Source organism: Natronosalvus vescus, from assembly GCF_023973145.1.
In the GTDB taxonomy this organism is placed as follows: Archaea; Halobacteriota; Halobacteria; order Halobacteriales; family Natrialbaceae; genus Natronosalvus; species Natronosalvus vescus.
Genome location: NZ_CP099546.1, coordinates 248,735 through 271,031 on the forward strand (window position 1 = coordinate 248,735; position 22,297 = coordinate 271,031).

Annotated in this window: 18 protein-coding genes; 6 read left to right on the forward strand and 12 right to left on the reverse strand. The window is 63.4% G+C overall.

What is annotated here, in order from left to right; genetic code table 11:
* Positions 1–10 precede the first annotated feature (10 nt).
* Positions 11–286, reverse strand: coding sequence for a hypothetical protein (locus tag NGM68_RS01115; RefSeq protein WP_252699825.1), 276 nt, complete (start codon positions 284–286; stop codon positions 11–13).
* Between the two features lie 383 nt (positions 287–669).
* Entirely contained in the window at positions 670–825 is a 156-nt protein-coding gene (locus tag NGM68_RS01120; RefSeq protein ID WP_252699826.1) for a flagellin, read from the reverse strand.
* Between the two features lie 317 nt (positions 826–1,142).
* Here NGM68_RS01120 and NGM68_RS01125 point away from each other — a divergent pair, with 317 nt between their 5' ends.
* Positions 1,143–2,489, forward strand: coding sequence for a tryptophanase (locus NGM68_RS01125; RefSeq protein ID WP_252699827.1), 1,347 nt, complete (start codon positions 1,143–1,145; stop codon positions 2,487–2,489).
* Between the two features lie 80 nt (positions 2,490–2,569).
* On the opposite strand, the gene NGM68_RS01130 is transcribed toward NGM68_RS01125, so the two are convergent.
* The 3 genes from NGM68_RS01130 to NGM68_RS01140 form a co-directional block, all read right to left on the reverse strand.
* Entirely contained in the window at positions 2,570–2,944 is a 375-nt protein-coding gene (locus NGM68_RS01130; RefSeq protein ID WP_252699828.1) for a hypothetical protein, read from the reverse strand.
* A 93-nt stretch (positions 2,945–3,037) separates the two neighbouring features.
* On the reverse strand, positions 3,038–3,550 hold the full coding sequence (locus NGM68_RS01135; protein WP_252699829.1) for a GNAT family N-acetyltransferase: 513 nt from the start codon (positions 3,548–3,550) through the stop codon (positions 3,038–3,040).
* Positions 3,547–4,113 carry a redoxin domain-containing protein gene (locus NGM68_RS01140; RefSeq protein WP_252699830.1) on the reverse strand — a complete coding sequence of 189 codons (567 nt, stop codon included), beginning with the start codon at positions 4,111–4,113 and terminating at the stop codon, positions 3,547–3,549. Before NGM68_RS01140 ends, NGM68_RS01135 begins: the two co-directional genes overlap by 4 nt.
* Positions 4,114–4,209: 96 nt before the next feature.
* Here NGM68_RS01140 and NGM68_RS01145 point away from each other — a divergent pair, with 96 nt between their 5' ends.
* From NGM68_RS01145 to NGM68_RS01155, 3 genes are all read left to right on the forward strand, one after another.
* On the forward strand, positions 4,210–6,408 hold the full coding sequence (locus tag NGM68_RS01145; RefSeq protein WP_252699831.1) for a CARDB domain-containing protein: 2,199 nt from the start codon (positions 4,210–4,212) through the stop codon (positions 6,406–6,408).
* 273 nt (positions 6,409–6,681) lie between these two features.
* Positions 6,682–12,393 (forward strand): DNA polymerase II large subunit, encoded by a 5,712-nt coding sequence (gene polC, locus NGM68_RS01150; RefSeq protein WP_252701352.1) that lies wholly within the window; start codon positions 6,682–6,684, stop codon positions 12,391–12,393.
* A gap of 360 nt (positions 12,394–12,753) precedes the next feature.
* On the forward strand, positions 12,754–13,083 hold the full coding sequence (locus NGM68_RS01155) for a DUF7130 family rubredoxin-like protein (RefSeq protein ID WP_252699832.1): 330 nt from the start codon (positions 12,754–12,756) through the stop codon (positions 13,081–13,083).
* Between the two features lie 21 nt (positions 13,084–13,104).
* On the opposite strand, the gene NGM68_RS01160 is transcribed toward NGM68_RS01155, so the two are convergent.
* The 6 genes from NGM68_RS01160 to NGM68_RS01185 form a co-directional block, all read right to left on the reverse strand.
* Positions 13,105–14,304 carry an AAA family ATPase gene (locus tag NGM68_RS01160; protein WP_252699833.1) on the reverse strand — a complete coding sequence of 400 codons (1,200 nt, stop codon included), beginning with the start codon at positions 14,302–14,304 and terminating at the stop codon, positions 13,105–13,107.
* 41 nt (positions 14,305–14,345) lie between these two features.
* Positions 14,346–15,482, reverse strand: coding sequence for an ABC transporter ATP-binding protein (locus NGM68_RS01165; RefSeq protein WP_252699834.1), 1,137 nt, complete (start codon positions 15,480–15,482; stop codon positions 14,346–14,348).
* Positions 15,483–15,484: 2 nt separating this feature from the next.
* Positions 15,485–16,378: a carbohydrate ABC transporter permease gene (locus NGM68_RS01170; RefSeq protein ID WP_252699835.1), complete on the reverse strand. Its 894-nt coding sequence runs from the start codon at positions 16,376–16,378 to the stop codon at positions 15,485–15,487.
* 6 nt (positions 16,379–16,384) lie between these two features.
* Complete coding sequence (locus tag NGM68_RS01175) at positions 16,385–17,269, reverse strand: carbohydrate ABC transporter permease (protein WP_252699836.1); 885 nt, start codon at positions 17,267–17,269, stop codon at positions 16,385–16,387.
* 30 nt (positions 17,270–17,299) lie between these two features.
* A complete protein-coding gene (locus tag NGM68_RS01180) occupies positions 17,300–18,676 on the reverse strand; it encodes an ABC transporter substrate-binding protein (RefSeq protein WP_252699837.1) in 1,377 nt (458 codons plus the stop codon).
* A gap of 251 nt (positions 18,677–18,927) precedes the next feature.
* Positions 18,928–19,716 carry an HAD-IIA family hydrolase gene (locus NGM68_RS01185; protein ID WP_252699838.1) on the reverse strand — a complete coding sequence of 263 codons (789 nt, stop codon included), beginning with the start codon at positions 19,714–19,716 and terminating at the stop codon, positions 18,928–18,930.
* A 168-nt stretch (positions 19,717–19,884) separates the two neighbouring features.
* On the opposite strand from NGM68_RS01185, the gene NGM68_RS01190 reads away from it, so the two are divergent.
* The gene (locus NGM68_RS01190) at positions 19,885–20,721 is read left to right on the forward strand and encodes a glycerophosphodiester phosphodiesterase (RefSeq protein ID WP_252699839.1); all 837 of its coding nucleotides are present in this window, start codon (positions 19,885–19,887) and stop codon (positions 20,719–20,721) included.
* 259 nt (positions 20,722–20,980) lie between these two features.
* Entirely contained in the window at positions 20,981–21,895 is a 915-nt protein-coding gene (locus NGM68_RS01195) for a ketopantoate reductase family protein (RefSeq protein ID WP_252699840.1), read from the forward strand.
* A gap of 15 nt (positions 21,896–21,910) precedes the next feature.
* Here NGM68_RS01195 and NGM68_RS01200 read toward each other — a convergent pair whose 3' ends face one another.
* A complete protein-coding gene (locus NGM68_RS01200; RefSeq protein ID WP_252699841.1) occupies positions 21,911–22,261 on the reverse strand; it encodes a NifU family protein in 351 nt (116 codons plus the stop codon).
* Positions 22,262–22,297 lie beyond the last annotated feature (36 nt).

A 22,297-nucleotide genomic window follows, 5' to 3' on the forward strand; every position in this document is an offset into this window, starting at 1 on the left:
TCCCGGATGATCAGGCATCGGTCTCGGTATCGGCCTCGGCCTCGTCCTCGTCCTCGGAGACGATCCGAACCACCACCTCGTCGGTGCCCCAGCCAGCGTCCACGGTGACGCGAACGGTCTCGTCGACGTCGTCCTCGTCGGCGAGTTCCTCGAACGATAGGGCGGTCGCGTTCTCGCCGTCCGCATCCGTCGTTCCCGCTGTTCGCGTGAGGCTGATCTCCTCGCGGGTGTCATCGGGGATCGAATACGTGACGTCCACGCCGTCTTGAACCGGATCGGTGCCCATCGTCAGCGTCAGGTTCGCCTCGCTGGCGGCGACGGCACACTCACCGTCCTCGCACGTCGCCGGCGGCTGATCGGCCAGCCAGAAGGCCTCCCGGTGGGCGAACTCGAGCGTCGAGCGGGCGCCGTCGAGGGTGGCGACGAGCCGGTGTGGGCCGGGCTCGATGGTGCGATCGATCGTGACCTCGAAGACGGCTCCTTCGCGCCAGTGGTCGCCGTCGACGACAGTTCGATCGGTGATGGCACCGTCGGAGACGTACTACCCGTCGAGCAGGACGTCGAGTGCGTCCGGCTCGAGGGTCGTTTTGCCGACGCTTTTCACGTACAGGGTGACGGTTTCGGTGTCGCCGTCGTAGGTCGCTCCAGACTCTGGATCGTTGATGATCGTCAGGTCGGTCTCGAGGCTGCCTGCTCGCGCTCGTTCTCGTCGTCGATCGCCTGCGCGTACAGGCCGGCTTCGGTGACTAGCACCCCGGCGGCGATGGTCGCCGCGCTCACGACGGCGAGAAAGAGGATCAGGTGGGTGATCGAGATGCGGGCCATTGGGTCTCGCTCGAGTTGCTGTGTCGGGTGGCCCTCGTGTCGCCCGTTGTCGTCGTATCGATCCCGTGAGACGACATCTGGCGCTCGAGGGTCAGGACTGCGCTCGAGACACTAGCCGAACGGGGGCGGGATAATCCTACCTGCCAATCGCGTCTCACGCTCACATGTGGCATCCACGGCGACGATCGCCTCGGAATCCGGCGCTCGAGAAACCCGCCCGACGACCGCCCGATACGTCCGTCGATGTACGTTCGGGGCACCCAGTCCCCAGAAAGGCGCAGATGCATTGAACTACCGCCCGACCACAACATCCGGCTATGGTGCAGTACAAATCGAAGATGGTCGAGCGGATCCACCTCCCCGAGCGCGCCGAACGCGAGCACGCGCTCGAGGCCGCCGGCTACAACGTCTTCAATCTCGACGCCGAGGACGTCTTTATCGATCTCCTGACCGACAGCGGCACTGGCACGATGAGCGAGGCACAGTGGGCGGCGCTGATCCGCGGCGACGAGTCCTACGCCGGCTCGAAGAGTTTCGCCCGACTCGAGTCCTCCGTCGACGACGTCATGGGCTTCCCACACGTGATCCCCGCCCACCAGGGTCGCGGGGCCGAGAACGTCCTCTACGGGACGCTGCTCGAGGCGGGCGACGTCGCGTTGAACAACACCCACTTCGACACGACGCGGGCGCACGTGGCGAACCAGGGCGCCGACCCGGTCGACTGTCCGATCCCCGACGCGGCCGATCCGAGCGCTGACGGGGACTTCAAGGGCAACTTCTCGATCGAACGCGGCTGGGAAATCGTCGAAGAGGTTGGTGCTGACCGGATTCCCGTCGTGATTCAGACGATTACGAACAACTCGACGGCGGGCCAGCCCGTCAGTGTCGAAAACACCCGGCGGGTCGCCGCGTTCGCCGACGAAATCAACGCGACGTTCGTCATCGACGCCTGCCGGTTCGCCGAGAACGCCTACTTCGTCACCGAACGCGAGGACACCTACGCCGACGCCACCGTCGCCGCAGTCGCCCGCGAACAACTCGGCTACGCCGATGCGCTCGTGATGAGCGGCAAGAAAGACGGCCTCGTGAACGTGGGCGGCTTCGTCGCCACCGACGACGAGCGTATTGCCGACCGTTGCCGGCAGCGGGCGATCCTCTACGAGGGGTTCCCCACCTACGGTGGGATGGCCGGCCGCGACATGGAGGCGTTGGCGGTCGGCCTCCGCGAAGCCGTCGAGGTCGAGTACGTCCGCGACCGGATCGAACAGATCCGCACCCTCGCCAGCCTGCTCGAGGATCGAGGCGTCCCCGTCTACACGCCGACGGGCGGCCACGCGGTCTACCTCGACGCCGAGGCGTGTTTCCCGCACCTCCCCCCGAGTGCGTTCCCGGGGCAGGTACTCGTCTGTGAACTCTACCGCGAGGGCGCCGTCCGCGGGGTCGAACTCGGGAGCTTCGCCTTCCCCGGAACGGATCGTCCGGAGCTGGTTCGCTTGGCCGTGCCCCGACGCACCTACCACCGCGAGCACTTCGAACACGTCGCCGACACTGCCGCGGCAGTGCTCGAGCGAGCCGAGGAGGTCTCGGGTCTCGAGATCCAGACCGAACCGGAGGTGCCCGAACTGCGGCACTTCACGGCCGAACTCGAGCCGGTCTCGAGCTAACTCGGTTCCCCTGTTTTACGGGCATACTACACTCTCTAAAGTATTAAACTTCAAAAACCATAGCTTCGATTTACGGCCGGTCAGTCGCCGATGACGCCTTTCGCTCGAGTACGGATCGAGGATTTCGGCCCCGGTTCGGGCTCCGTGCCGCCAAAGCGCTGTTTGGCGGTCGCGGCGAGGCCGGCGCCCTCACCCTTCGGCTCGCCCTCGAGTTGGGCGAGCACCCAGTCAGGAACCGACTCCCGGAGTTCTTCGCGCTTTTCGGCTCGAAGGGTACTGTACTTGCGGAGCGCGAGGCCCACACCGAGGAACAGCGCGGCGTCGAGCAGTTCGCGACGGAATCGCGTTCGGTCGTTGCGGACGGCCAGTGCCTTGAGCAGCGAGACGGTACCGATCCCGAGGTAGAGCCACGAGCTACGCCCGGGGTCGCCGGTGAGGAGCTGTCTGAAATCCATGACGAAGCCACGTACCACGTTCGTCGGTATAAAACCGGTACCGAGCTCTCCACTCGTGAGGGTCGCTTCTCTCACCACTCCAGTGGGGGCCGCTCAGGCGGACACCGAGTCGTCCTCGAGTCGCTTACGTCCTCGACATCGCCCCTCCGCGAGCGGTTCGATCTCGAACCCGAGCGATCGGTAAAACGGTCGTACACCGACGTCGAAATTCGCGGTCAGTGCGCCCTCCCGTTCGAGTGCGGCCTCCAGCAGCGCGGTTCCGACACCGCGTCCGCGAGCGCGCTTCCGGACGGCGATTGCATGGACGTGGCTCCCCTGGTCGTCGTCTCGAGCGTTCCTCCGTGCCGAGGCTGCGGTGTCGTCCTCGTCGGCGCTCGAGTCCCCTGCAGTCGTCGTCGGCTGGTCGGGGGGCTCGAGGACGATCACGCCGACGATGGCTCGTCGCGTCTCCCCCGACCCAGTCGGCCGTTCCTCGGTCGCGACGAGAACGTCATCGGCGTCGATGCGCGCCTCGACGTTCCCTACCTCGAGCATGGCCCCGTCGACGATCCGCCTGATCTCGAGGGCGTCCTCGGGCGAAGCGACACGAACCCGTCGGCCGGTCACGGCTGCCCCTCGTCGTCGTGGCGGCTTTGCTGGCACGCCTCGACGGCCGCGAGTAGGTCGTCGACGGTGGGTCGATCCCACCGGGACTGGCCGTGGTGTTCGTAGACGGTCTCGAGGGCACCCGAGTCCCGGACGTCGAGGACGAGGGCGGCGGGCATCCGTCCGAGGAGATCCGAGTGCTGGCCGAGGGAGCCCAACCGAACGTGCTGGTCGACGGCGTCACCCGCGTTCGCCTCCGGGTCGGCACAGATCGGATAGGGGAGTTCGTAGGCGTCTTGCCACTGCTCGACGCGTTCGCGTGGCTCCGGGACGATCGAGACGACCTGAGCGCTCCGGGCCACGAACTCGTCGTAGCGGTCGGCGACGGCTCGCACCTGTCGCCGACAGTTGCCACAGTGGTGGTCGCGGTGGAACAGGACGACGATGGCGTCGTAGGCGGGCGTCTCCTTGCCGGTCGTCGTCGGGTCGGGCGGCGTGACCGTTTCGGCGACGCCGCGCAGCCGGAGTGGATCGGGGCCGGGGCCGACGTTTTCCAGGGCGAGGTCGAGGAGGGTCGTTGACATGGCCCCGCCTACACCCTCCTCGGTGAAAACGCTCCGGTTGGTTCGTTTCGAGCGGAAGCCAGAAGAGACTTGGACACTCACGACTGATGATCGGTCGTGACAGGCCGGGTTCTCGCTGTCGTCCTCGCAGTCGTAATGCTCACCAGCGTACCGGTGAGCGCCGGAGCGACGGCGTTCGGGTCGAACGATCTCACCCTCGAGGGGCCTGCCGAGCCTCGACAGGACGGATTCGCCCTCGAGCCGACAGCACCCGGGACGATCGACCGCACTGCTCCCAGCACGACCGCACTGATGGGAGTCGACCCTGCCGAGAGCGGACTCAGCGACGACGCCGAACTCATCCGTGAGTCGTTCGTCCTCCACCAGCGCCCCGACCGACCCGGTGAGTACGAGGCCGTCGTCACCTACGACGTGCCGGAACCGGTGACGCGGCTGTCGGTGACTCCCGAGTCCAGGGTGACCGTCCTCGAGGCGACCGGCTTCGAACAGACCTCCGATGGGGCCTACGAGTGGCACGAACCCGACGAAGCCGATGACGGTGAGGGTGACGGCCACACCCTCGAGTTACACCTTCGTGTCGAGGCGAACCAGACGAACGAGGGGCGTCACGCCCACGACGCACCGCTTCGATCCGGCGACTCGAACGAGATACGCGGCCACGACCACAAGGGTGGTCTCACGTTCGCCGAGACCGGCGAGTGGGGAATCGTCAGCCTCCCACAGCTCAGGGTCGGCTGGAGCCAGCGTTCCCTCGTCGGAACCACTCGATCGGTGACGGTCGACGGGCCGGGCGCTGCTGGAACCAACGTGGCCTATTTCGGCGCACAGACGACCCACGAACGGACGGTTGCTGGCGAAACGATCCGGCTCGTCGTCCCCGAGGCTGCCGACCTCAGGGAGTCCCCCGAGGCGATACTGGATTCGCTCACGTACGCCAGCGAGGAGCTGCGAATCGGCGGGCGCAACGAGGAGGTGTTCGTCGTCGCCGCCCCGGCGGGCGATGTCGAGTGGGGAGCAAACGGCATCCAGTACGGCCCGAGCGACGCCTGGGTGAACGCCGACGCCCGACTCGACGTGGCGGGGAACGTCTGGATCCACGAGTACGTCCACACCCGCCAGGACTACGCCAGGGCTGGCCTCGACCGGGAGAGTACCTGGCTGCTCGAGGCCCAGGCGGAGTACTACGCGGCGTCGCTCACGTACGAGCAGGGCCACATCTCCTACCGGACGTTCCGCCGGTTCCTCGAGGAAGGCCAGGAGTCACCCTACGCCGAGGGGATCCTCGCCGATCCGTCGACGTGGAACGATCCGCTCACCGACTACGTGAAGGGGCCGCTCGTCTACGGCGCGATCGATCGCGAACTGCACCTCGAGACCGACGGTGAGCACTCCATGGCGGCCGTCTTCCGTGATCTCAACCGTCACGACGGCGAACTCACCGAATCTGCCTGGCTCGGCGCGCTCGAGGACGCCGGCGGGGCCGACGTACGGGCAATGGCGGAGACCTACACGCGGACGGACGCCGTTCCCGACTCGTGGTACGCGCTCGAACATCGGGCGGCCTTCGGCCAGTCCACGCCCGCCATCGACAGCGCCCTCGCCGAGACCGAGCCGATCAGGGTCGACGGCCTGCTCGGGAGCGAGACACTCGAGCAGCCACGGCCGGTGCTCGTCGGCGAGACCGTCACGTTCCCCGTCGCGGTCGACAACCGCGGGGATCGTGACGGGCCGTACTGGGCGACCGTCCAGGTCGACGGAACGGTCGTCGACGGCACGACTGGCCGCCTCGAGGCCGGCGAATCGACCGTCGAATCGCTCGGCTGGACGCCCGAGAAGCCAGGTCGGTACACGCTCCACGTCGGTGACCAGCCGATCCGCGTCGACGTCCTCAGGCCGGCGTCGCTGACGGTGACGTCCCTCGAGGCAGTGCCCGACCGCGTCGAGTCCGGCGAGTCGGTAACGGTGACGGCAACCGTCGAGAACCAGGCGACCCGCGTCGGGCAGGAGACGCTCGAGTTCCGGACGGGATCGGGAACGGTCGGCGAGGAGACGGTGACGCTCGCTCCCGGCGAGTCGACGACCGTCGAGACGACGGTTTCCTTCGACGCTCGAGGCAGCCACGAGGTCGCGGTGGGCGAGCAGCGAATGACCGTCACCGTCGAGGGGAGCCTCGAGTCACAGGCCGGCAACGCCGTAGACTCGATCCCCGGCTTCGGCGTCGGGGCGGCGGCCGCCGCGGTCGTGCTGTCTCTCGTCGTGATCGGTCGCTTCACCTCGGGTCGTTCGCGTCGCTGATCTGTTTGCGCCCGGGGTCTGGTATCGAATTCGCGAATAGGCCCCTCGATACGGCTTCTCGATCGCAATCTGGCAAATATTCCCTGTCCCGTTCCCGACCCACTCATCGAACGATGGGATTTTGCTGCTGGGGCCGACAGTATGCTGGCATGAACGATCGTGCAGTCGACGGAACGAACGAGAACGTCGCTTCTTCGTGGGTATGCGACCGACGAGCGGCCCTCGAGTGCACACACGAGTACCCGCTACCAGCACCGGGCGGGCGCTGATACCATGCGGGAGGAGGACGAACAGTACTTCGAGCGCCTCGAGTCCCGCCTCGACGAGGCGTTCGACGTCGCCGAGACGGCCAAACAGCGCGGTGGCGACCCCAAACCGGAGGTCGAGATTCCGGTCGCCAAGGACATGGCCGACCGGGTCGAGAACATCCTCGGTATCGAGGGAGTCGCCGAACGCGTCAGAGAACTCGAGGGCCAGATGTCTCGCGAGGAGGCCGCCCTCGCCCTCGCGGAGGACTTCGCGGACGGGTCGGTCGGCGAGTACGAGACGAAAGCCGGGAAAGTCGAGGGCGCGGTACGAACGGCCGTCGCACTGCTCACCGAGGGGGTCGTCGCGGCCCCGATCGAGGGGATCGACAAGGTCGAGATCCTCACCAACGACGACGGAACCGAGTTCGTCAACGTCTACTACGCCGGGCCGATCCGATCCGCGGGTGGGACGGCTCAGGCGCTGTCGGTGCTCGTCGCGGACTACACCCGCGCGCTGGTTGGTCTCGAGACCTACGACGCTCGTAAAGAGGAGATCGAACGATACGCCGAAGAGATCGGCCTCTACGACAAGGAGACTGGCTTGCAGTACTCCCCGAAGGATAAAGAGACGAAATTCATCGCCAAACACCTCCCGATCATGCTCGACGGGGAGGCGACGGGCGACGAGGAGGTCTCGGGCTTTCGGGATCTCGAGCGCGTCGACACCAACTCCGCCCGGGGCGGGATGTGTCTGGTGATGGCCGAGGGGATCGCCCTCAAAGCGCCCAAGATCCAGCGCTACACCTCCCAACTCGAGGAGATCGACTGGCCGTGGCTCCAGGATCTGATCGACGGGACGTACTACGACGACGCGGCCGGTGCGGACGAGGACGAGGATGTCGACGGGGACGTAGCGGAGGGGGACGCCAACGAGAGCGACGACGGCGAGGACGACGATGCTGTGGACGCGAACGACGAACCCGAAGAAGACCGCCCGACCGGCCCTCCGCGAGTCGAACCCGCCACGAAGTTCCTCCGGGATCTCATCGCCGGTCGACCCGTGTTCTCACACCCGTCCGCGAAGGGTGGTTTCCGGCTTCGCTACGGTCGCGCACGTAACCACGGCTTCGCGACCGCGGGGGTCCACCCCGCGTCGATGCACCTGCTCGACGACTTCCTCGCGACGGGTACCCAGATCAAGACCGAACGCCCCGGCAAAGCCGCCGGGGTCATCCCCGTCGACAGCATCGAGGGTCCCACAGTTCGGCTGGCCAACGGCGACGTCCGCCGAATCGACGACGTCGAGGAGGCCCTCGAGGTCAGAAACGGAGTCGAGAAGATTCTCGACGCTGGCGAGTACCTCGTCAACTACGGGGAGTTCGTCGAGAACAACCACGCCCTCGCCCCGGCGTCGTACGTCTACGAGTGGTGGATCCAGGATCTCGAGGCCGCCGGGGCCGACGTCCAGGCCCTCGAGGACGACCCCAGAATCGACCTCGAGCACCCGACCGCAGACGAGGCCCTCGAGTGGGCTCTCGAGTACGACGCACCGATCCACCCGGCGTACACCTACCAGTGGCACGACCTCGGCGTCGACGCCTTCAGTACGCTCGCCGACGCCGTCAGCGACGCCACCATCGAGAGCGACACGGGCTCGCTGGTCCTCGAGTACACCGACGCGACCAGGGACGCCCTGGAAGCCATCGTCATCGAACACCGCCAGCGCCCCGACCGCCTCGAGATCGACGACTGGCTTCCGTTCGTCCGGACGCTTGGCATTGCGGTCGACGACGGGGCCGAGACCGGAGCCGAGGCCGACGCTCAGGAACCGACGCTCGAGCGCACCTGGGCCGACGACGACCTCAGCGAGCGCGCCCGCACCTGGGGCGTCGAGACAGCGGGCGACAACGCCATCGAGGCCGTCAACGAGGTCGCCCCGTTCGCCGTCCGCGAGTGCGCCCCGACGCGCATCGGAACCCGGATGGGTCGGCCCGAAAAATCCGAACGCCGGGATCTCAGCCCGCCGGTACACACCCTGTTCCCCATCGGCGAGGCGGGCGGTGCCCAGCGTAACGTCGCCGACGCGGGCAAGTACGCCGAGACGATGTCGGACACCCCCGGCGTCATCGAGGTGCAGATCGGCCGCCAGCGCTGTGAGACCTGTGGAGAGGAGACCTACAAGAACCGCTGCCCCGAGTGCAACGCTCGAACGGTGCCGGACTACCGCTGTCCCGACTGTGACACCCAGATCGATCCCGACGAGGCCGGCCGCGTCGAGTGTGGACACTGCGAACGCGAGGCAACCTGCGTCGAGTTCACCGAAATCGACGTCCACGCGGCCTACCGCGACGCCCTCGAGGCCGTCGGCGAGCGCGAGAACGCCTTCGAGATCCTCAAGGGCGTGAAAGGGCTGACGTCGACGAACAAAATCCCCGAACCCATGGAAAAAGGCGTCCTCCGGGCGAAACACGACGTCTCGAGTTTCAAGGACGGCACCGTCCGCTACGACATGACCGACCTCCCCGTGACGTCGGTGCGCGCCAGCGAACTCGACATTACGGTCGGCCAGCTCGAGGCGCTCGGCTACGAGGAGGATATCCACGGCGAACCGCTCACCCACGAGGATCAGTTGGTCGAGCTCAAGGTGCAGGACATCGTCCTCTCGGATGGCGCGGCCCAGCACATGATGCAAACGGCCGCCTTCATCGACGACCTCCTCGAGCAGTACTACGGCCTCGAGCCGTTCTACGAACTCGAGGATCGACAGGATCTCGTGGGCGAGCTGGTGTTCGGGATGGCACCCCACACGTCTGCGGCAACTGTCGGGAGGGTGATTGGTTTCACGAGCGCAGCGGTCGGATACGCTCATCCGTTCTTCCACGCTGCGAAACGCCGGAACTGCTTCCATCCGGATACAGAGATTCGGTTCGAAGACGAGTCCGGACGAACTCGAGCGGAGACAATCGAGCAGTTCGTCGACTCGAGGCTGACCGACCCGCACACGGACGATTTCGGCACCTTCGTTCAGGAACTCGACGGATCCGTGGCGGTACCGTCGATAACCGATTCAGGAGCGACCGTTTCGAAACCCGTTACCGCCGTTTCGAAACACCCGGCTCCCGATCACCTCATCCGCGTGGAAACGGAGCATGGTCGAACGCTAACAGTCACCCCAGATCACACGATGGTCGTGTGGAACGGCGGCCTGGAGCAGGTGCCGGCGAGCGATCTTGAGTGTGACGATGCGATCCCCGTCCCGCCAGAACCGGGAATATCTCGGGATCAGTCGGTCTCTCAGACGACTGACGGCGGTCGTCCGGAGGTTGATATAGTAGCACGAGCCCAGATTGTGCCATCCGATGTGGAATACACCTACTGCCTCACGGTTGCAGAGACCCACACGCTCGTCGCCAATGAACTATACGCGAAGCAATGTGACGGTGACGAGGATTGTGTAATGTTGCTTATGGATGGGCTGCTCAACTTCTCGCGGTCGTATCTCCCGGATAAACGAGGGGGTAGCGTCGCCGAAGACTCTCGACTGATCGCGTTCGACCCCGATGGCAACCTTCGGTTTATGACGTTCGACGAGTTCTGGGACGAACTCGAGTTACCGATCGAGATCGACGGAAAGTTTCACAAGAAAACGGTTGCACTCGAGAGGTGGACGACCTACACCTTCGACGAGAATCACGAGGCGTCCCCACAGCCAATCGAGAAGGCGATTCGATATCGGGCCGACGACGACGAAGAACTCCTTCGAATACGAACCCAGTTCGGTCGGGAGATCGAGATCACGACCGACCACAGTCTGTTCCGATACAAAGACGGCATTGAGGAGGTGGCCGGTTCGGATCTCGAACCGGGCGAGTTGATCGTCGCCCCGCGTACTCTCGACGTCGATCCAATCGAGACGAAGATCGACGTCCTCGAGTGTGTCGATGACCCGTATGTCCTTATCGACGACGCTCACGAGGAGTGGCTTTCGGAGGTCTGGAACGACGCCGAACGGGGGAGCGACACACGAGTCGCGTTCGATGGTGGACTTTCATACCGACTTCGGAAAAAGAAGGTCGATCGATCCACACTTGAGGCGATCGAGAGTGAACACGGTGAGCGGACGCTTCCCCACGAATGCGCGGTTGGCTGGATGGGGTCGTCCGACTGTATCGACCGGTACATCGAGGTCGATGCGGACTTCGCGTGGTTACTCGGCATGTTCGTCGCCGAAGGGTCACTATCGGCGAGTCGACCGACGATTTACAACGCTGACGAGGAGTTGGTCGATCGCGTCGTCGAGGCTACGGAAGCAGTGATCGGCTGTGAACCAAGTGTTCGGTGGTCGAACAAATCGTACGAGATCGCGTTTCCTGCCGTGTTCTTTGACGTGCTGTACGACCTCGGATTTAAAAAGCGCGAGTCGTATAACTCGAGCGAGAAGGTTGTTCCAGATTGTATCCTCCGAGCTGAAAGGGACACTGTGCTTGCCTTCCTTCGCGGATTCATCGCGGGCGATGGCTCCGAACCGAGCGACGACAACTACACGGGGATTAATTTCCACACCACCAGCGAGGACGTCAAAGACGGCATCGTATTCCTGTGTCACAGATTGGGTCTCGTTGCGAACATCTCCCGTCGGGAACGCGACCCGCCCCGGCAGCCGATATTCGACGTGAATGTGTCCGGTGGCGCCTACGACAATCCGCTTCGGCGGATACTCGACGGCGACGATCCCTACCATCCGAAGAGTCTCGTGGTCACGATTCCTGACGAGTTGATGGCGATTCGTGAGATGGATGTCGAGAGAGTGAAACAGATCATCCCGAAGTACCTCAAACGACGGGAAAACATCTCACTCGAAAAACTTCGCGAAATCGTCGACGAACTCGACGCTGGAGACCTCTCCGTTGAAGCGGAACGAAACCTCGAGGCGATCCGCCCGCTGGTCGATGGTGATTTGTCGTACCTTCGGATCACGTCGATCGAGCGCGTCGAGTACGACGGGCATCTCTACGACCTTCAGGTCGGCGGCGAACCGATATTTACGTCGAACTGGCTCTATGCCCACAATTCGATGGACGCCCCCCTCGTCATGTCCTCGAGAATCGATCCCTCCGAGATCGACGACGAGGCCCACAACATGGACGTCGTTTCGCGGTACCCTCGCGAGTTCTACGAGGCCACCCTCGAGCAGGCAGACCCCGGCGCGGTCGAGACCCTTGTCGAGATCGCCGAGGACACCCTGAGCACCGACGAGGAGTACACCGGCTTCGAGCACACCCACGACACCACCGACATCGCCATGGGGCCGGATCTCTCGGCGTACAAGACGTTGGGCTCGATGATGGACAAGATGGACGCCCAGCTCGAGTTAGCGCGCAAACTCGAGGCCGTCGACGAGACCGACGTCGCCGAGCGGGTGATCGAGTACCACTTCCTGCCCGACCTGATCGGCAACCTGCGGGCGTTTTCGCGCCAGGAGACGCGCTGTCTGGACTGCGGGGAGAAGTTCCGGCGAATGCCGCTGACGGAGGTCTGTCGGGAGTGTGGCGGTCGGGTCAACCTTACGGTGCACAAGGGCTCGGTGAACAAGTACATGCAAACCGCGATCGAGGTCGCCGAGGAGTACGGCTGTCGCGATTACACGAAACAGCGCCTGGAAGTGCTCGAGCAGGCTCTCGAGAGCATCTTCGAGAACGACAAAAACAAGCAGAGCGGCATCGCGGATTTCATGTAACGACATTTTTCCGCTCGGGTTCGCATCGCTCACCGCTCGCGTAAAAATCTCGGCCAAAAAGCCGCTTGCTCGGCTTCACCTCGCTCGCGGTGATCGTCGGTGAGAAGCCTGCCCTCCCCCGGCGAGCGGCCGGCCGCCGTCGCCACGGCGACCGACCGCTCACGGCCACCGTGTGTGGGCCTCGAGCCCGGGAGGGGGTCTTGTGTCCATGAGGAGTCTCGTATCAATAAGGGTTCTCGTGCCGGGTCACTCGAGTCATTCCCCACAGCGACAGCGCGAACGTGATTTCGAGGCTGAGTGTCGTCTCGCTCGAGGGATCGGCGTCGTAGCTTTATGCCCCTCCTCGTGGCCCGCAATCGTATGGGAGAAACACCTGCGAGAGAAGGCGAACAGGACGCAATTGAGGACGTTCACGAGGTCACCTTCGGACAGGTCGTCTACGACGAGGAGGGCACGAAACTCGGGACGATCCGCGGACTCGACCACGGCGGATTCTTCGTCACCACGCGCGAGGGCGTCGAAGCGTTGAGCGTCGAACACGCTCGAGCGGGCCACGAGTTCGGCGAAGCCGAGTTGATGTGGCGTTGTACCGAGTGTGGCGAGATGGGTGCGATCAACGAAGGGCTTCCAGACACCTGTCCCGGCTGTGGCACCGAAAAGGAGAATCTGATGTACTGGACGGAGGACTGACGCCGGTCGAGGGTGGTTCGATCATTCGTTTGGGTTCGAGTCCGAATCCGAATCCGAGTCCGAGTCGTGTAATGCCATGAACACCGACACCGGAAACCGTGGTTCGAGCGTGCTCGGTGGCCTGCCACGACCGTCGCTTTCCCCGTCGATGCGACGAAACAGCCCGTCTTCGGTGAGTTCGTACAGCAGCCGTTTGACCGTCGATGCCTGTAACTCGATCGCCGGGTGGGAGGCGAGCGCCTTCGCGGTCGCCCCGACCGAGGCCGTCTCCGTCGTCGACAGGGCACCGAACCGATACAGGAGCTCTCGACGATCGGCAGGTAATGCGAACACGCGGTGGAGCGAGACGCAATCGTCGGGGAGGCGCTCGACCGCTCGAGCCCTCGTGTCATCGTCGATCCGGTGATCGTCCGAGGCCGCTGCCGCCCTCGCTGCCACAAACAGCGCGACCAGCGCGTCGTGGGCGTCACCGTCTGCCCACTCGGCGATCGCGTCCAGCTGGTCGTGCATGATCGACCCACTTGTCAACCCCGCGTCGGCCCGGCCGGTGAGGATATCGACGAGCGTGTGGTGACGATAGGGATCGAACTCGAGGTAGTGGTCGAACGCGATGTCGACGTCGTCAGGGGGGCTCCGGCCGCTCGCAACCCACGCCGTCCGGGTCTCGAGGCCGTCGATCCAGGACGCGATTTCCGTCGCCGGCGGCGCTCGAGTGTCGTCGAGGTGGTCGGTCACGATCAGTGCCGCGTGGCGCGGCGTGAGCGCGGACTCGACTCGTTCTCGAAGCTCTTCCGTGCTGATGCCGTTGGTTGGCACGGCCTCGGAACCGATGACCGATGCCAGCAGACCACGATAAAACGCGAACTCGCTCGTGACGCTGCGGGCGTCGAGGTAGGTCGCAACAGGGACGTCCCGTTCGGTCGTCCGCGTCGACGTGTAAAACAGCTCCCTGTCGTCGCCGCCGACCCGCCGAATCGCCCGGACGACGCCGACGAGAATCGTCGATTTACCGGCTCCTTTCGGGCCCCACGCGTACACCGTCGGCCGTCCGTCGGCTGAGAGGGCTGGCTCGAGCAGGTCGAGTAATCGTTCGATATCTGGCCCGCGGCCCGCTACGTCGACTCGATAGGCTGTTGGATCCAGTGCCGACTGGTCGGTGATGACACTCGTCGACGAGTCGCTGCGTATCCGTCTCTCCACGCGGTCGGTAATTGTCGTCATCGACTGAACGTCAGTGAGTGATACCGTTGGCCCGATGGCTGTCAGTGTGTCGGTGTCTGGTCGGGCGCGTCGACCGACTGATCCGAGTGATACCGTGCGTGACCGGTTTCGGGATCGAACAGGTGAATCCGATCCGTATCGGCGCTGAAATCGAGGGTTTCTCCGGTCTCGAGTTGCCGTCGCGCCTCGATCTGGAATTTGAGCAGTTCGGATTCGACGTGGCCGTGTAACAGCATCGAGTCCCCCAGCGGTTCGGTGACGGAGACGGTGGTTCGAACGCGGTTGTCGTCCGTTGCCGTCCCCTCCGAGAGGTCTTCGGGTCGAACCCCGAGTAGCATCATCGTTCCCTCGAGACCTTCCAGCCCCTCACTCTCCGGGAGGGCGATTCTGAGTTGATCCGAGGCCGAGGTGGCGACGTGTTTGGTGCCGTTGCGTTCGATCGTGACCGGGACAGTGTTCATCGCGGGACTGCCGATGAACTCCGCGACGAACTGATTCGCCGGATAATCGTACAACGTCTGTGGTTCGGCGACCTGCTGGATGCGGCCGCCGTCCATCACGGCGACGCGGTCGCCGAGGGTCATCGCCTCGGTCTGGTCGTGGGTCACGTAGATGGTGGTTGTGCCGAGTTCGTCGTGAAGTTGGCTCAGCTCCGCGCGCATCTGGATCCGGAGTTTGGCGTCGAGGTTGCTCAGCGGCTCGTCCATGAGCAGGTAGTCGGGGTCGCGAACGAGCGCGCGACCGATGGCGACGCGCTGTCGTTCCCCGCCGGAGAGCGCTTTCGGCTTCCGCTCGAGCAGATCCTCGATGTCGAGGATCGACGCGGCTTCCATGACTCGGCGCTCGATTTCGTCGTCGGTGTAGTCGCCCGCCGACTTCATCCCGAAGCTCATGTTCCGCTTAGCGGTCATGTGCGGATAGAGCGCGTAGTTCTGAAACACCATCGCGACGTTACGGTCTTTCGGGGCTACGTGAGTAATCTCGGTGCCGTTCGTGAAGATCTCCCCCTCGGTGACGGTTTCGAGCCCCGAGAGCATCCGGAGCGTGGTCGATTTCCCACAGCCGGATGGGCCGACGAGGATCAGAAATTCGCCCTCGTTAATCGTGAGATCGATCGAGTCGACTGCCGTTACGTCCTCGAATTGCTTTGTGACGTTGTTGAGTGTAATCTCTGTCATTGTTACTTCTGTTGCACCCCGAAGGTCTCGAGGAGTGGCTTCTTGAAGATGATCAGCGCGAGTAGTGGCGGGATCAGGGTGATGATCGCGCCTGCCATGACGATTGCCCACTGCAACTCACCCGCCTGAATGTCTCCCTGGAGCAGGGTAATCCCGACCTGGGTGACCTGCTGGCTCTGGGAGTCGATGATGACCAGCGGCCAGAGGTACTGGTTCCAAGCGTAGATGAACATGATCACGGAGACGCCTGCGAGCATGCCTTTCGACATCGGAATCAGGACGTAGATGAGGAATTTGAATGGCCCGATCCCGTCGAGTTTCGCCTGTTCGACGATCGACGCGGGAATCGAGTAAAAGTGCTGGCGGAGCAGGAAGACGGTGGTCGCACTCGCGAGATACGGGATGGTCAACGCGAGCATGCTGTTGTACCAGCCGAGATCCGTCACGATGTTGAACAGCGGGACGAACCGCACCGGAACGGGCAGCATGAGCGTGAACAGGATGATCAAGAACATCAGGTTCTTGAACGGGAAGTCGTAGTAGACGATCGCCAGCGCGGCAAATAGCGAGATGGCGAGTTTCCCGACGACGATGATGATCGACATGATGAACGAGTTCATCAGGTAGACGCCGAAGTTGTAGTCGGTCATCACCGTTTGGTAGTTGTCGATCAGCTGTGAGCCGGGCAGTAAGTCGCTGAAACTGGTGACGATGCCGACTTCCTGTGTACTCACGATGGCGGCGATCAGGATGGGAACCGCCATCACGAACACCGAGAACCCGAGCACGAGGTGAACCAGGAGCCGTTTGAGTGTCTGCTCCGGGTTGAGCCGTCTATCGAAGACGGTGATCGTGTTCGGTGGCGACGTCGACTGTGATTGTGTGTCAGTGCTCATGTGTGATCACCCGTAGTGTGCATAGCGATCGGAGACGCGCAACTGGGCGTACATCAGAATCCCCACGACGAAGAAGAGGATCACCGATTGGGCCGACGCCAGGCCGTGATTGTTGAACTCGAAGGCGTTTCGGTACAGGTCGTAGATCATGATGTTCGTCGCACCGCCCGGCCCACCCTGCGTGAGGATGTCGATGAACGCGAACGTGTGGAAGAACGCGTAGATCGTGTTCATCACGATCAGGAAGATCAGCGTCGGCGAGATGAGCGGGACGTACACCCGAACTAGCCGATGGAACTTGCCGACGCCGTCCAGATCGGCAACCTCCCCCAGTGCGTCCGGGACGTTGTTCAACGCGGCGATCATGAAGATCACGTTGTAGCCGATCTGTTTCCAGATAACGGCGATCGTGACGATGGTGAACGCCTGTCTGCCGTTGGTGAACCAGTCGACGTTGATCCCGAATATCGCCTCGATCGGCTGTGTGAACACCCCCAGCGTCGGGTGGATGATGTAGAAAAACACGATACCAGCGACCGCTGGCGGCAACGCGTACGGCCAGATCGCGGCGATGAGATACGACGACTGCCCGACGCTGACCTCGTAAATGAGATACGAGATCACCAGCGAGATGGTCAACACCCCGATGATGACGATCAGCGAAAACAGGATCGTGATACCGATACTACTGTGGTAATCGCTCGAGGTGAGCAGGTACTGGTAGTTACCGAGCCCCGTCCAGACCCGGATCGTCCCGAACTGTAGCGTCTCGTACAGACTGAGATACGCGGCTCGGATCGCCGGGTAATATAGGAAAACGATTGACACGACGAGTGTCGGCAACAACAATAGATACGCCACCCACGACCGATTGTATATTTCTCGTGACATGGTGAAAACGAACTCGACGCGTGTCGAGCCTTACTGGTTCGCGACGCGGTCGTACCGTTCGAGCTCTTCCTCGACGTCTTCTTTCATGTTCTGTAATCCCTCATCGACGCTGACAGCGCCGGAGAAGATCTCCTGGGACTCCTCCTGGATCGTCAGCTGCACCTGCCGGGCTGGGCCGACGAGCATGCGCAAGGTTGCCGGCGTCGTCTCGGACTCGAGCAGCTGATCGAACGCCGTCGCATAGTGGGGGTTGTCCTCGAACCAGCCATCGGATTCGAGTTCGTCGATAGCCTCGTTCCGGATCGGGTAGTAGCCACTGCCCTGGTGCCACTCGATTTGCTGGTCGACGGAGGTCAGGTGCTCGAGCAGACCTCCGACTTCCTCCTCGCGTTCGTCGGACATGTCGCCACTGACCCACAGCGATGCGCCGCCGATGACGACGCCGGTGCGTTCTTCGGTTGGCGAGGGGTAGAACCCGGTTCCAAGTTCGAACGCGTCGACGTCCTCTTCGTCGATGTCGTCGCCGTCGACGTCGCCTTCGGCTCCGGAGAGGGTCGATTCGACGGCCGCAGTCGAGTCGAGTTTGATGCCGACTTCACCGGTGAGGAACGCGCTGCGGGCTTCGCTCCAGGCTTCGATACCCGGATTCATGAAGAGGTCGTCCTCGTACATCTCTTTCCACCACGTCCAGAGTTCGTGGGCGAAATCGGTGTCGGCGTACATCGTCGTCGGCGCGCCGGTGTGACCGTTCTCCTCGTCGAGGATGAGTTCGTCGGCAAGCGAGTACCAGGTTTCGACGAACCAGACGTGGTTTGGCCAGGTGATCCCGTAGTTCGTCGCGCCGGATTCGACGAGCGCTTCGGAGTGGGTGCGAACGTCCTCGAGCGTTTCCGGTGGCTGTTCGGGGTCGAGTCCGGCCTCCTCGTACGCGTCCTTGTTGTAGTACAAGATTGCGTTCGAGTTGTTGAACGGCATCGAGTTCAAATCGCCGTCGACAACGAAGAAGTCCTGGACGGCGCTAACGAGGTCGTCGGTCGGGAAGTCATCTCCCAACAGGGCGGAGACCGGTTGGGTCGCCTCGGTGTCGAGCACCTGTTGGTTGTGCAGGCTGTCGATCATGACCACGTCGGGCATCTCGCCGGCCTCGATGGCCCCGAACATGCTCTGGAGGATGTCCTCGTAGCTGCCCTGATACTCGGACTCGCTGTTTGCGCCATCGTACCCTTCGACCATGTCGTCGAGGAGCTGGCCAGAGCCACCACCCATGGCGTGCCAGAAGTTCAGGACATCGTCGTCGACGTCGCCGTCGCCGTCGTCGTCGTCGCCACCGAGACATCCTGCGAGGCCCAGTGCAGTGGCTGCCGAGGCCCCCGCGAGAACTGATCGTCGTGAGTGCTTGTCAGGCATAAACAACCATTAGGAATCATAACATAAATATTTACTGGAAACTCTTTTCAAGACCCATAATTTAAACCAGCAAACCGGGGTACTGCGATATTATTTACTACTATTCAAACTCCCTCAGTAACAAATTAATTTTGTAGTTTATATATAACTCTCCGGTGAACTCGGAACCGCTCCTGAGGCGAACGGGTTCGGGAGGTGTCGTCATTCACACACAGCACACGAAATCACTACCACGTCGAAATCGGAACCGGTCACGACTCGAGCACCGCCTCGATATCGCCCAGCGACTCGAGCACGTATGACGGATCGGCGGTCGACCCATCGAGTTGGTTCCGATCCGTGACGCCCGACAACACGAGGGCAGTATCCATCCCCGCTCGCTGCCCCATCGTGATATCGGTCTCGAGGCGGTCACCCACGACGAGACACCGCATGGGGTCGACACCCAGCTGTTCAGCTGCGACGGTGACGGCCGTCGCGGATGGCTTTCCGATGACTCCGTCGAGTTCCCGACCGGTGAGCCCCTCGATCGCACCGATCATCGCCGCAGCGTCGGGTATCTCGCCATCAGCGACCGGACACGTCCGATCGGGATTCGTTGCGTAGAACGCGGGTTCGTTCTCGAAGGCGTCGAGGACGTCCTCCAGATCGGCGTACTCGAAGGTTCGATCCATCGACGCGAGTACGACCTCCGCCCTGGATGGATCGGTCGTCGTCGTCACCCCGGCTGTTTCGAGTTCCTCGACAAGGGGTGTCTCTCCCACCACAAACGTCGCTTCGTCGGGATGGGTATTCGCCAGATACGTCGCGCTGATCGTCGCTGCGGTTAACACGGACTCGAGGTCGGCGTCGACCCCGATGGCCGCCAGCCGATCCCGATAGCTGGAACGACGTTCGATCGGGTTGTTCGTCAGAAAGACGAGATCGACGCCCGCTGCTCGAAGGCGCTCGATACCGGTTACAGCGCCGTCGACTGCGTGTTCTCCACGGTAGACGGTGCCATCGAGATCGAGTATCGCACCCGCGTACTGCTCGCTCATCGCCCCGCAATTTGACCGTCACGTCTCGAATTCGTTACGAACACTTTCGGATCACGAGTACGAGTGTGTGCGCTCGCTACATCTAACTCTTGCCCTCCGGGCACGGTGTCGCGATACAACGCCGTTTCGGGGAAGAGATCAAAGGGGTCGGGCACCTACTGAGCCACGATGACGACCGGGCGCTCTCGTCGCGAGTTCGTGCGGGACGCGAGCCTCGGCTGTGTGGTCGGGACGACCGGTGTTCGACTCACCCTGCACCGACCACCGAATCGTGATACTGAACCGCCTCGTCTCGTCGGTCATCGGGGCTGTGCACTCGAGGCACCAGAAAACACGCTCGCAGCGGTCGAGCACTCGAGCCGGGTGGCAGATGCCGTCGAGGTCGACGTTCGCCGTGCCGGTAGCGGAGAACTCGTGGTGTTCCACGACGATACCCTCGACCGAGTCACTGACGGGACGGGTGCCCTCGAATCGCACACCCTCGAGGAACTCCGCGATTTCACCGTACTCGAGAGCGACGAATCGATACCGCGACTCGAGGCGGTGTTCGAGACCGCTCCGGCGTCGACGTCGCTGGTTCTCGATCTCAAAGAGCGGGGGATAGTTCCTGATGTGCTCGACCTCGCCGCTGGTTTCGACCACGACGTACTTATCTCGTCGTTCGATCAGTCGATCGTCGAGACGGCGAGTACGGCCGGTGCGGACTGCGCGCTGATCGTTCGGGAGACTTGGCTGGCCAGGCGCGCCCGCGGTGTGGTCGCTCGAACGTCTGTCCCAGTGTACATTCGACAGCCGGTGAATCAGCTTCTCGAGACGGCCCTGGAGCTAGAGTGCGTCGCGATCCATCCACGACTCGAGCTGTGTCTTCGGACGCCGCTGGTCGAACGCGCACACGAACGGGGTCTGTTGGTCGAACCGTGGACGATCACCTCTCCCGAAGAGGCGCGTAAGCTGGCGGAGAGTGGCGTCGACGGCCTCATCACGGACGTTTGCGCGGCGCTGTAGTGCCGGGTCGCACGTTTCGAACACGGGCACATTCCGTTTACACGACACAGCGCACACCCTGCTCGAGCGCGGACGTAGGCTACCTCCCGTCATCTCGAATGGGCACGATTCGGAGGCTGCCCCATACCGTGACCACGAGCGTGTCTGTCCACTCGGGCGACGGTGAACTCGCCGCACTGCTCCGGGATTGTGAGGTGCGTCCCGCCACGACGCTTCCAGGAGGAAAACGATTTTGCCACCACCGCTCGCCAGACCAGGTATGGACATCGTCGTCTTCGGGGCGGGTAGTCTCGGCAGTCTCGTTGGCGGCCTCCTCGCCCGCGAACACGACGTCACCCTCGTCGCTCGCGACCCCCATGCACGGGTAGTCACCGAACGCGGACTTCGGATCGAAAACGCCGTCCAGACTACGGTCTCCCCAGAGGCGACGACCGACGGCCGCGAACTCGAGGCCGACCTCGCCCTCGTGACCGTCAAATCGTTCGACACGGAATCGGCAGCGACGGCGCTGGCGATGGGGCAGTTCGACGCCGTCCTCTCCCTCCAGAACGGGATGGGAAACGAGGAGGTGCTCTCGGCGCACCTCGAGTGTCCCGTACTGGCGGGCACGGCGACCTACGGTGCCGCCCTTCGGGAACCGGGAGTCGTCGCGTGTACCGGCCTGGGCGAAATCGTTCTCGGAGCGCCGGACGGCGGCTCGTCGGCGGTCGCCGACGTCGTCGCGACGGCGTTTTCGGCCGCTGATCTCGAGACGACGGTCTCGACCGAGATGCCACGACGACGGTGGGAGAAACTGGCGGTCAATGCCGGAATTAACCCGGTGACGGCGCTCGCCGACGTCCGAAACGGGGCGGTGCTCGAGTCGCCAGCCCGCCCACTCGCACGGGCTGCCACACGCGAAACCGCACGGGTCGCCCGCGCCGGTGGCGTCCGTCTTTCGAATCGGGAGGCGCTCGCCGCGCTCGAATCGGTCGCTACGGCGACAGCCGAGAACACGTCCTCGATGCGCCAGGATTTCGTGGCGGGACGGCGAACGGAAATCGACGCGATCAACGGATTCGTGCTCGAGCGCGCTCGAGAGCAGGGACTCGAGGTACCGACGAACGCGTTGCTCACGGGACTCGTTCGAACGTGGGAGAGTGAGAACGTCACGTCGCGGTCGGCCGGTCGGTGACTGAAACAGTCCCCGCTAGAACGGTGCCTGTGGCCCTTCGTCGTCGTCGTCGCCGTCGTCGACGGTTTCACCGGGGAACGACGGACTCATGCCACCGCCACCGCCGCCCATGCCGGTTCCTGCGTGGACTTTCGTAATCTCGGGGATCTCCTTGACCATTCGGCTCTTGATCGCCTGAATCGTCATCGGGGAGATGCCACAGCCGCTGCAGGCACCGCCGAGCTGGATGTGTACCTCGCCCGTCTCGCGGTCGATGTGCTGAATCGCGGCGCTCCCGCCGTGCATCTGGATCTGGGGGAAGTTCCGACGCAGGAAGTTCGCGACGCGCTCTTCGAGGTCGTCTCCCTCTTGGGTCTCCGTGCTCATACACACCTGTTGGGTGTCGCCCTCCCTAAACCTTCC

Coding starts and splice junctions, on each gene's coding strand:
- polC (WP_252701352.1), top strand. CDS start 6,682: ATGCGGGAGGAGGACGAACAGTACTTCGAGCGCCTCGAGTCCCGCCTC.
- NGM68_RS01115 (WP_252699825.1), bottom strand. CDS start 286: ATGGGCACCGATCCGGTTCAAGACGGCGTGGACGTCACGTATTCGATC.
- NGM68_RS01195 (WP_252699840.1), top strand. CDS start 20,981: ATGGACATCGTCGTCTTCGGGGCGGGTAGTCTCGGCAGTCTCGTTGGC.
- NGM68_RS01130 (WP_252699828.1), bottom strand. CDS start 2,944: ATGGATTTCAGACAGCTCCTCACCGGCGACCCCGGGCGTAGCTCGTGG.
- NGM68_RS01190 (WP_252699839.1), top strand. CDS start 19,885: ATGACGACCGGGCGCTCTCGTCGCGAGTTCGTGCGGGACGCGAGCCTC.
- NGM68_RS01155 (WP_252699832.1), top strand. CDS start 12,754: ATGGGAGAAACACCTGCGAGAGAAGGCGAACAGGACGCAATTGAGGAC.
- NGM68_RS01200 (WP_252699841.1), bottom strand. CDS start 22,261: ATGAGCACGGAGACCCAAGAGGGAGACGACCTCGAAGAGCGCGTCGCG.
- NGM68_RS01120 (WP_252699826.1), bottom strand. CDS start 825: ATGGCCCGCATCTCGATCACCCACCTGATCCTCTTTCTCGCCGTCGTG.
- NGM68_RS01160 (WP_252699833.1), bottom strand. CDS start 14,304: ATGACGACAATTACCGACCGCGTGGAGAGACGGATACGCAGCGACTCG.
- NGM68_RS01185 (WP_252699838.1), bottom strand. CDS start 19,716: ATGAGCGAGCAGTACGCGGGTGCGATACTCGATCTCGATGGCACCGTC.
- NGM68_RS01180 (WP_252699837.1), bottom strand. CDS start 18,676: ATGCCTGACAAGCACTCACGACGATCAGTTCTCGCGGGGGCCTCGGCA.
- NGM68_RS01175 (WP_252699836.1), bottom strand. CDS start 17,269: ATGTCACGAGAAATATACAATCGGTCGTGGGTGGCGTATCTATTGTTG.
- NGM68_RS01165 (WP_252699834.1), bottom strand. CDS start 15,482: ATGACAGAGATTACACTCAACAACGTCACAAAGCAATTCGAGGACGTA.
- NGM68_RS01140 (WP_252699830.1), bottom strand. CDS start 4,113: ATGTCAACGACCCTCCTCGACCTCGCCCTGGAAAACGTCGGCCCCGGC.
- NGM68_RS01170 (WP_252699835.1), bottom strand. CDS start 16,378: ATGAGCACTGACACACAATCACAGTCGACGTCGCCACCGAACACGATC.
- NGM68_RS01125 (WP_252699827.1), top strand. CDS start 1,143: ATGGTGCAGTACAAATCGAAGATGGTCGAGCGGATCCACCTCCCCGAG.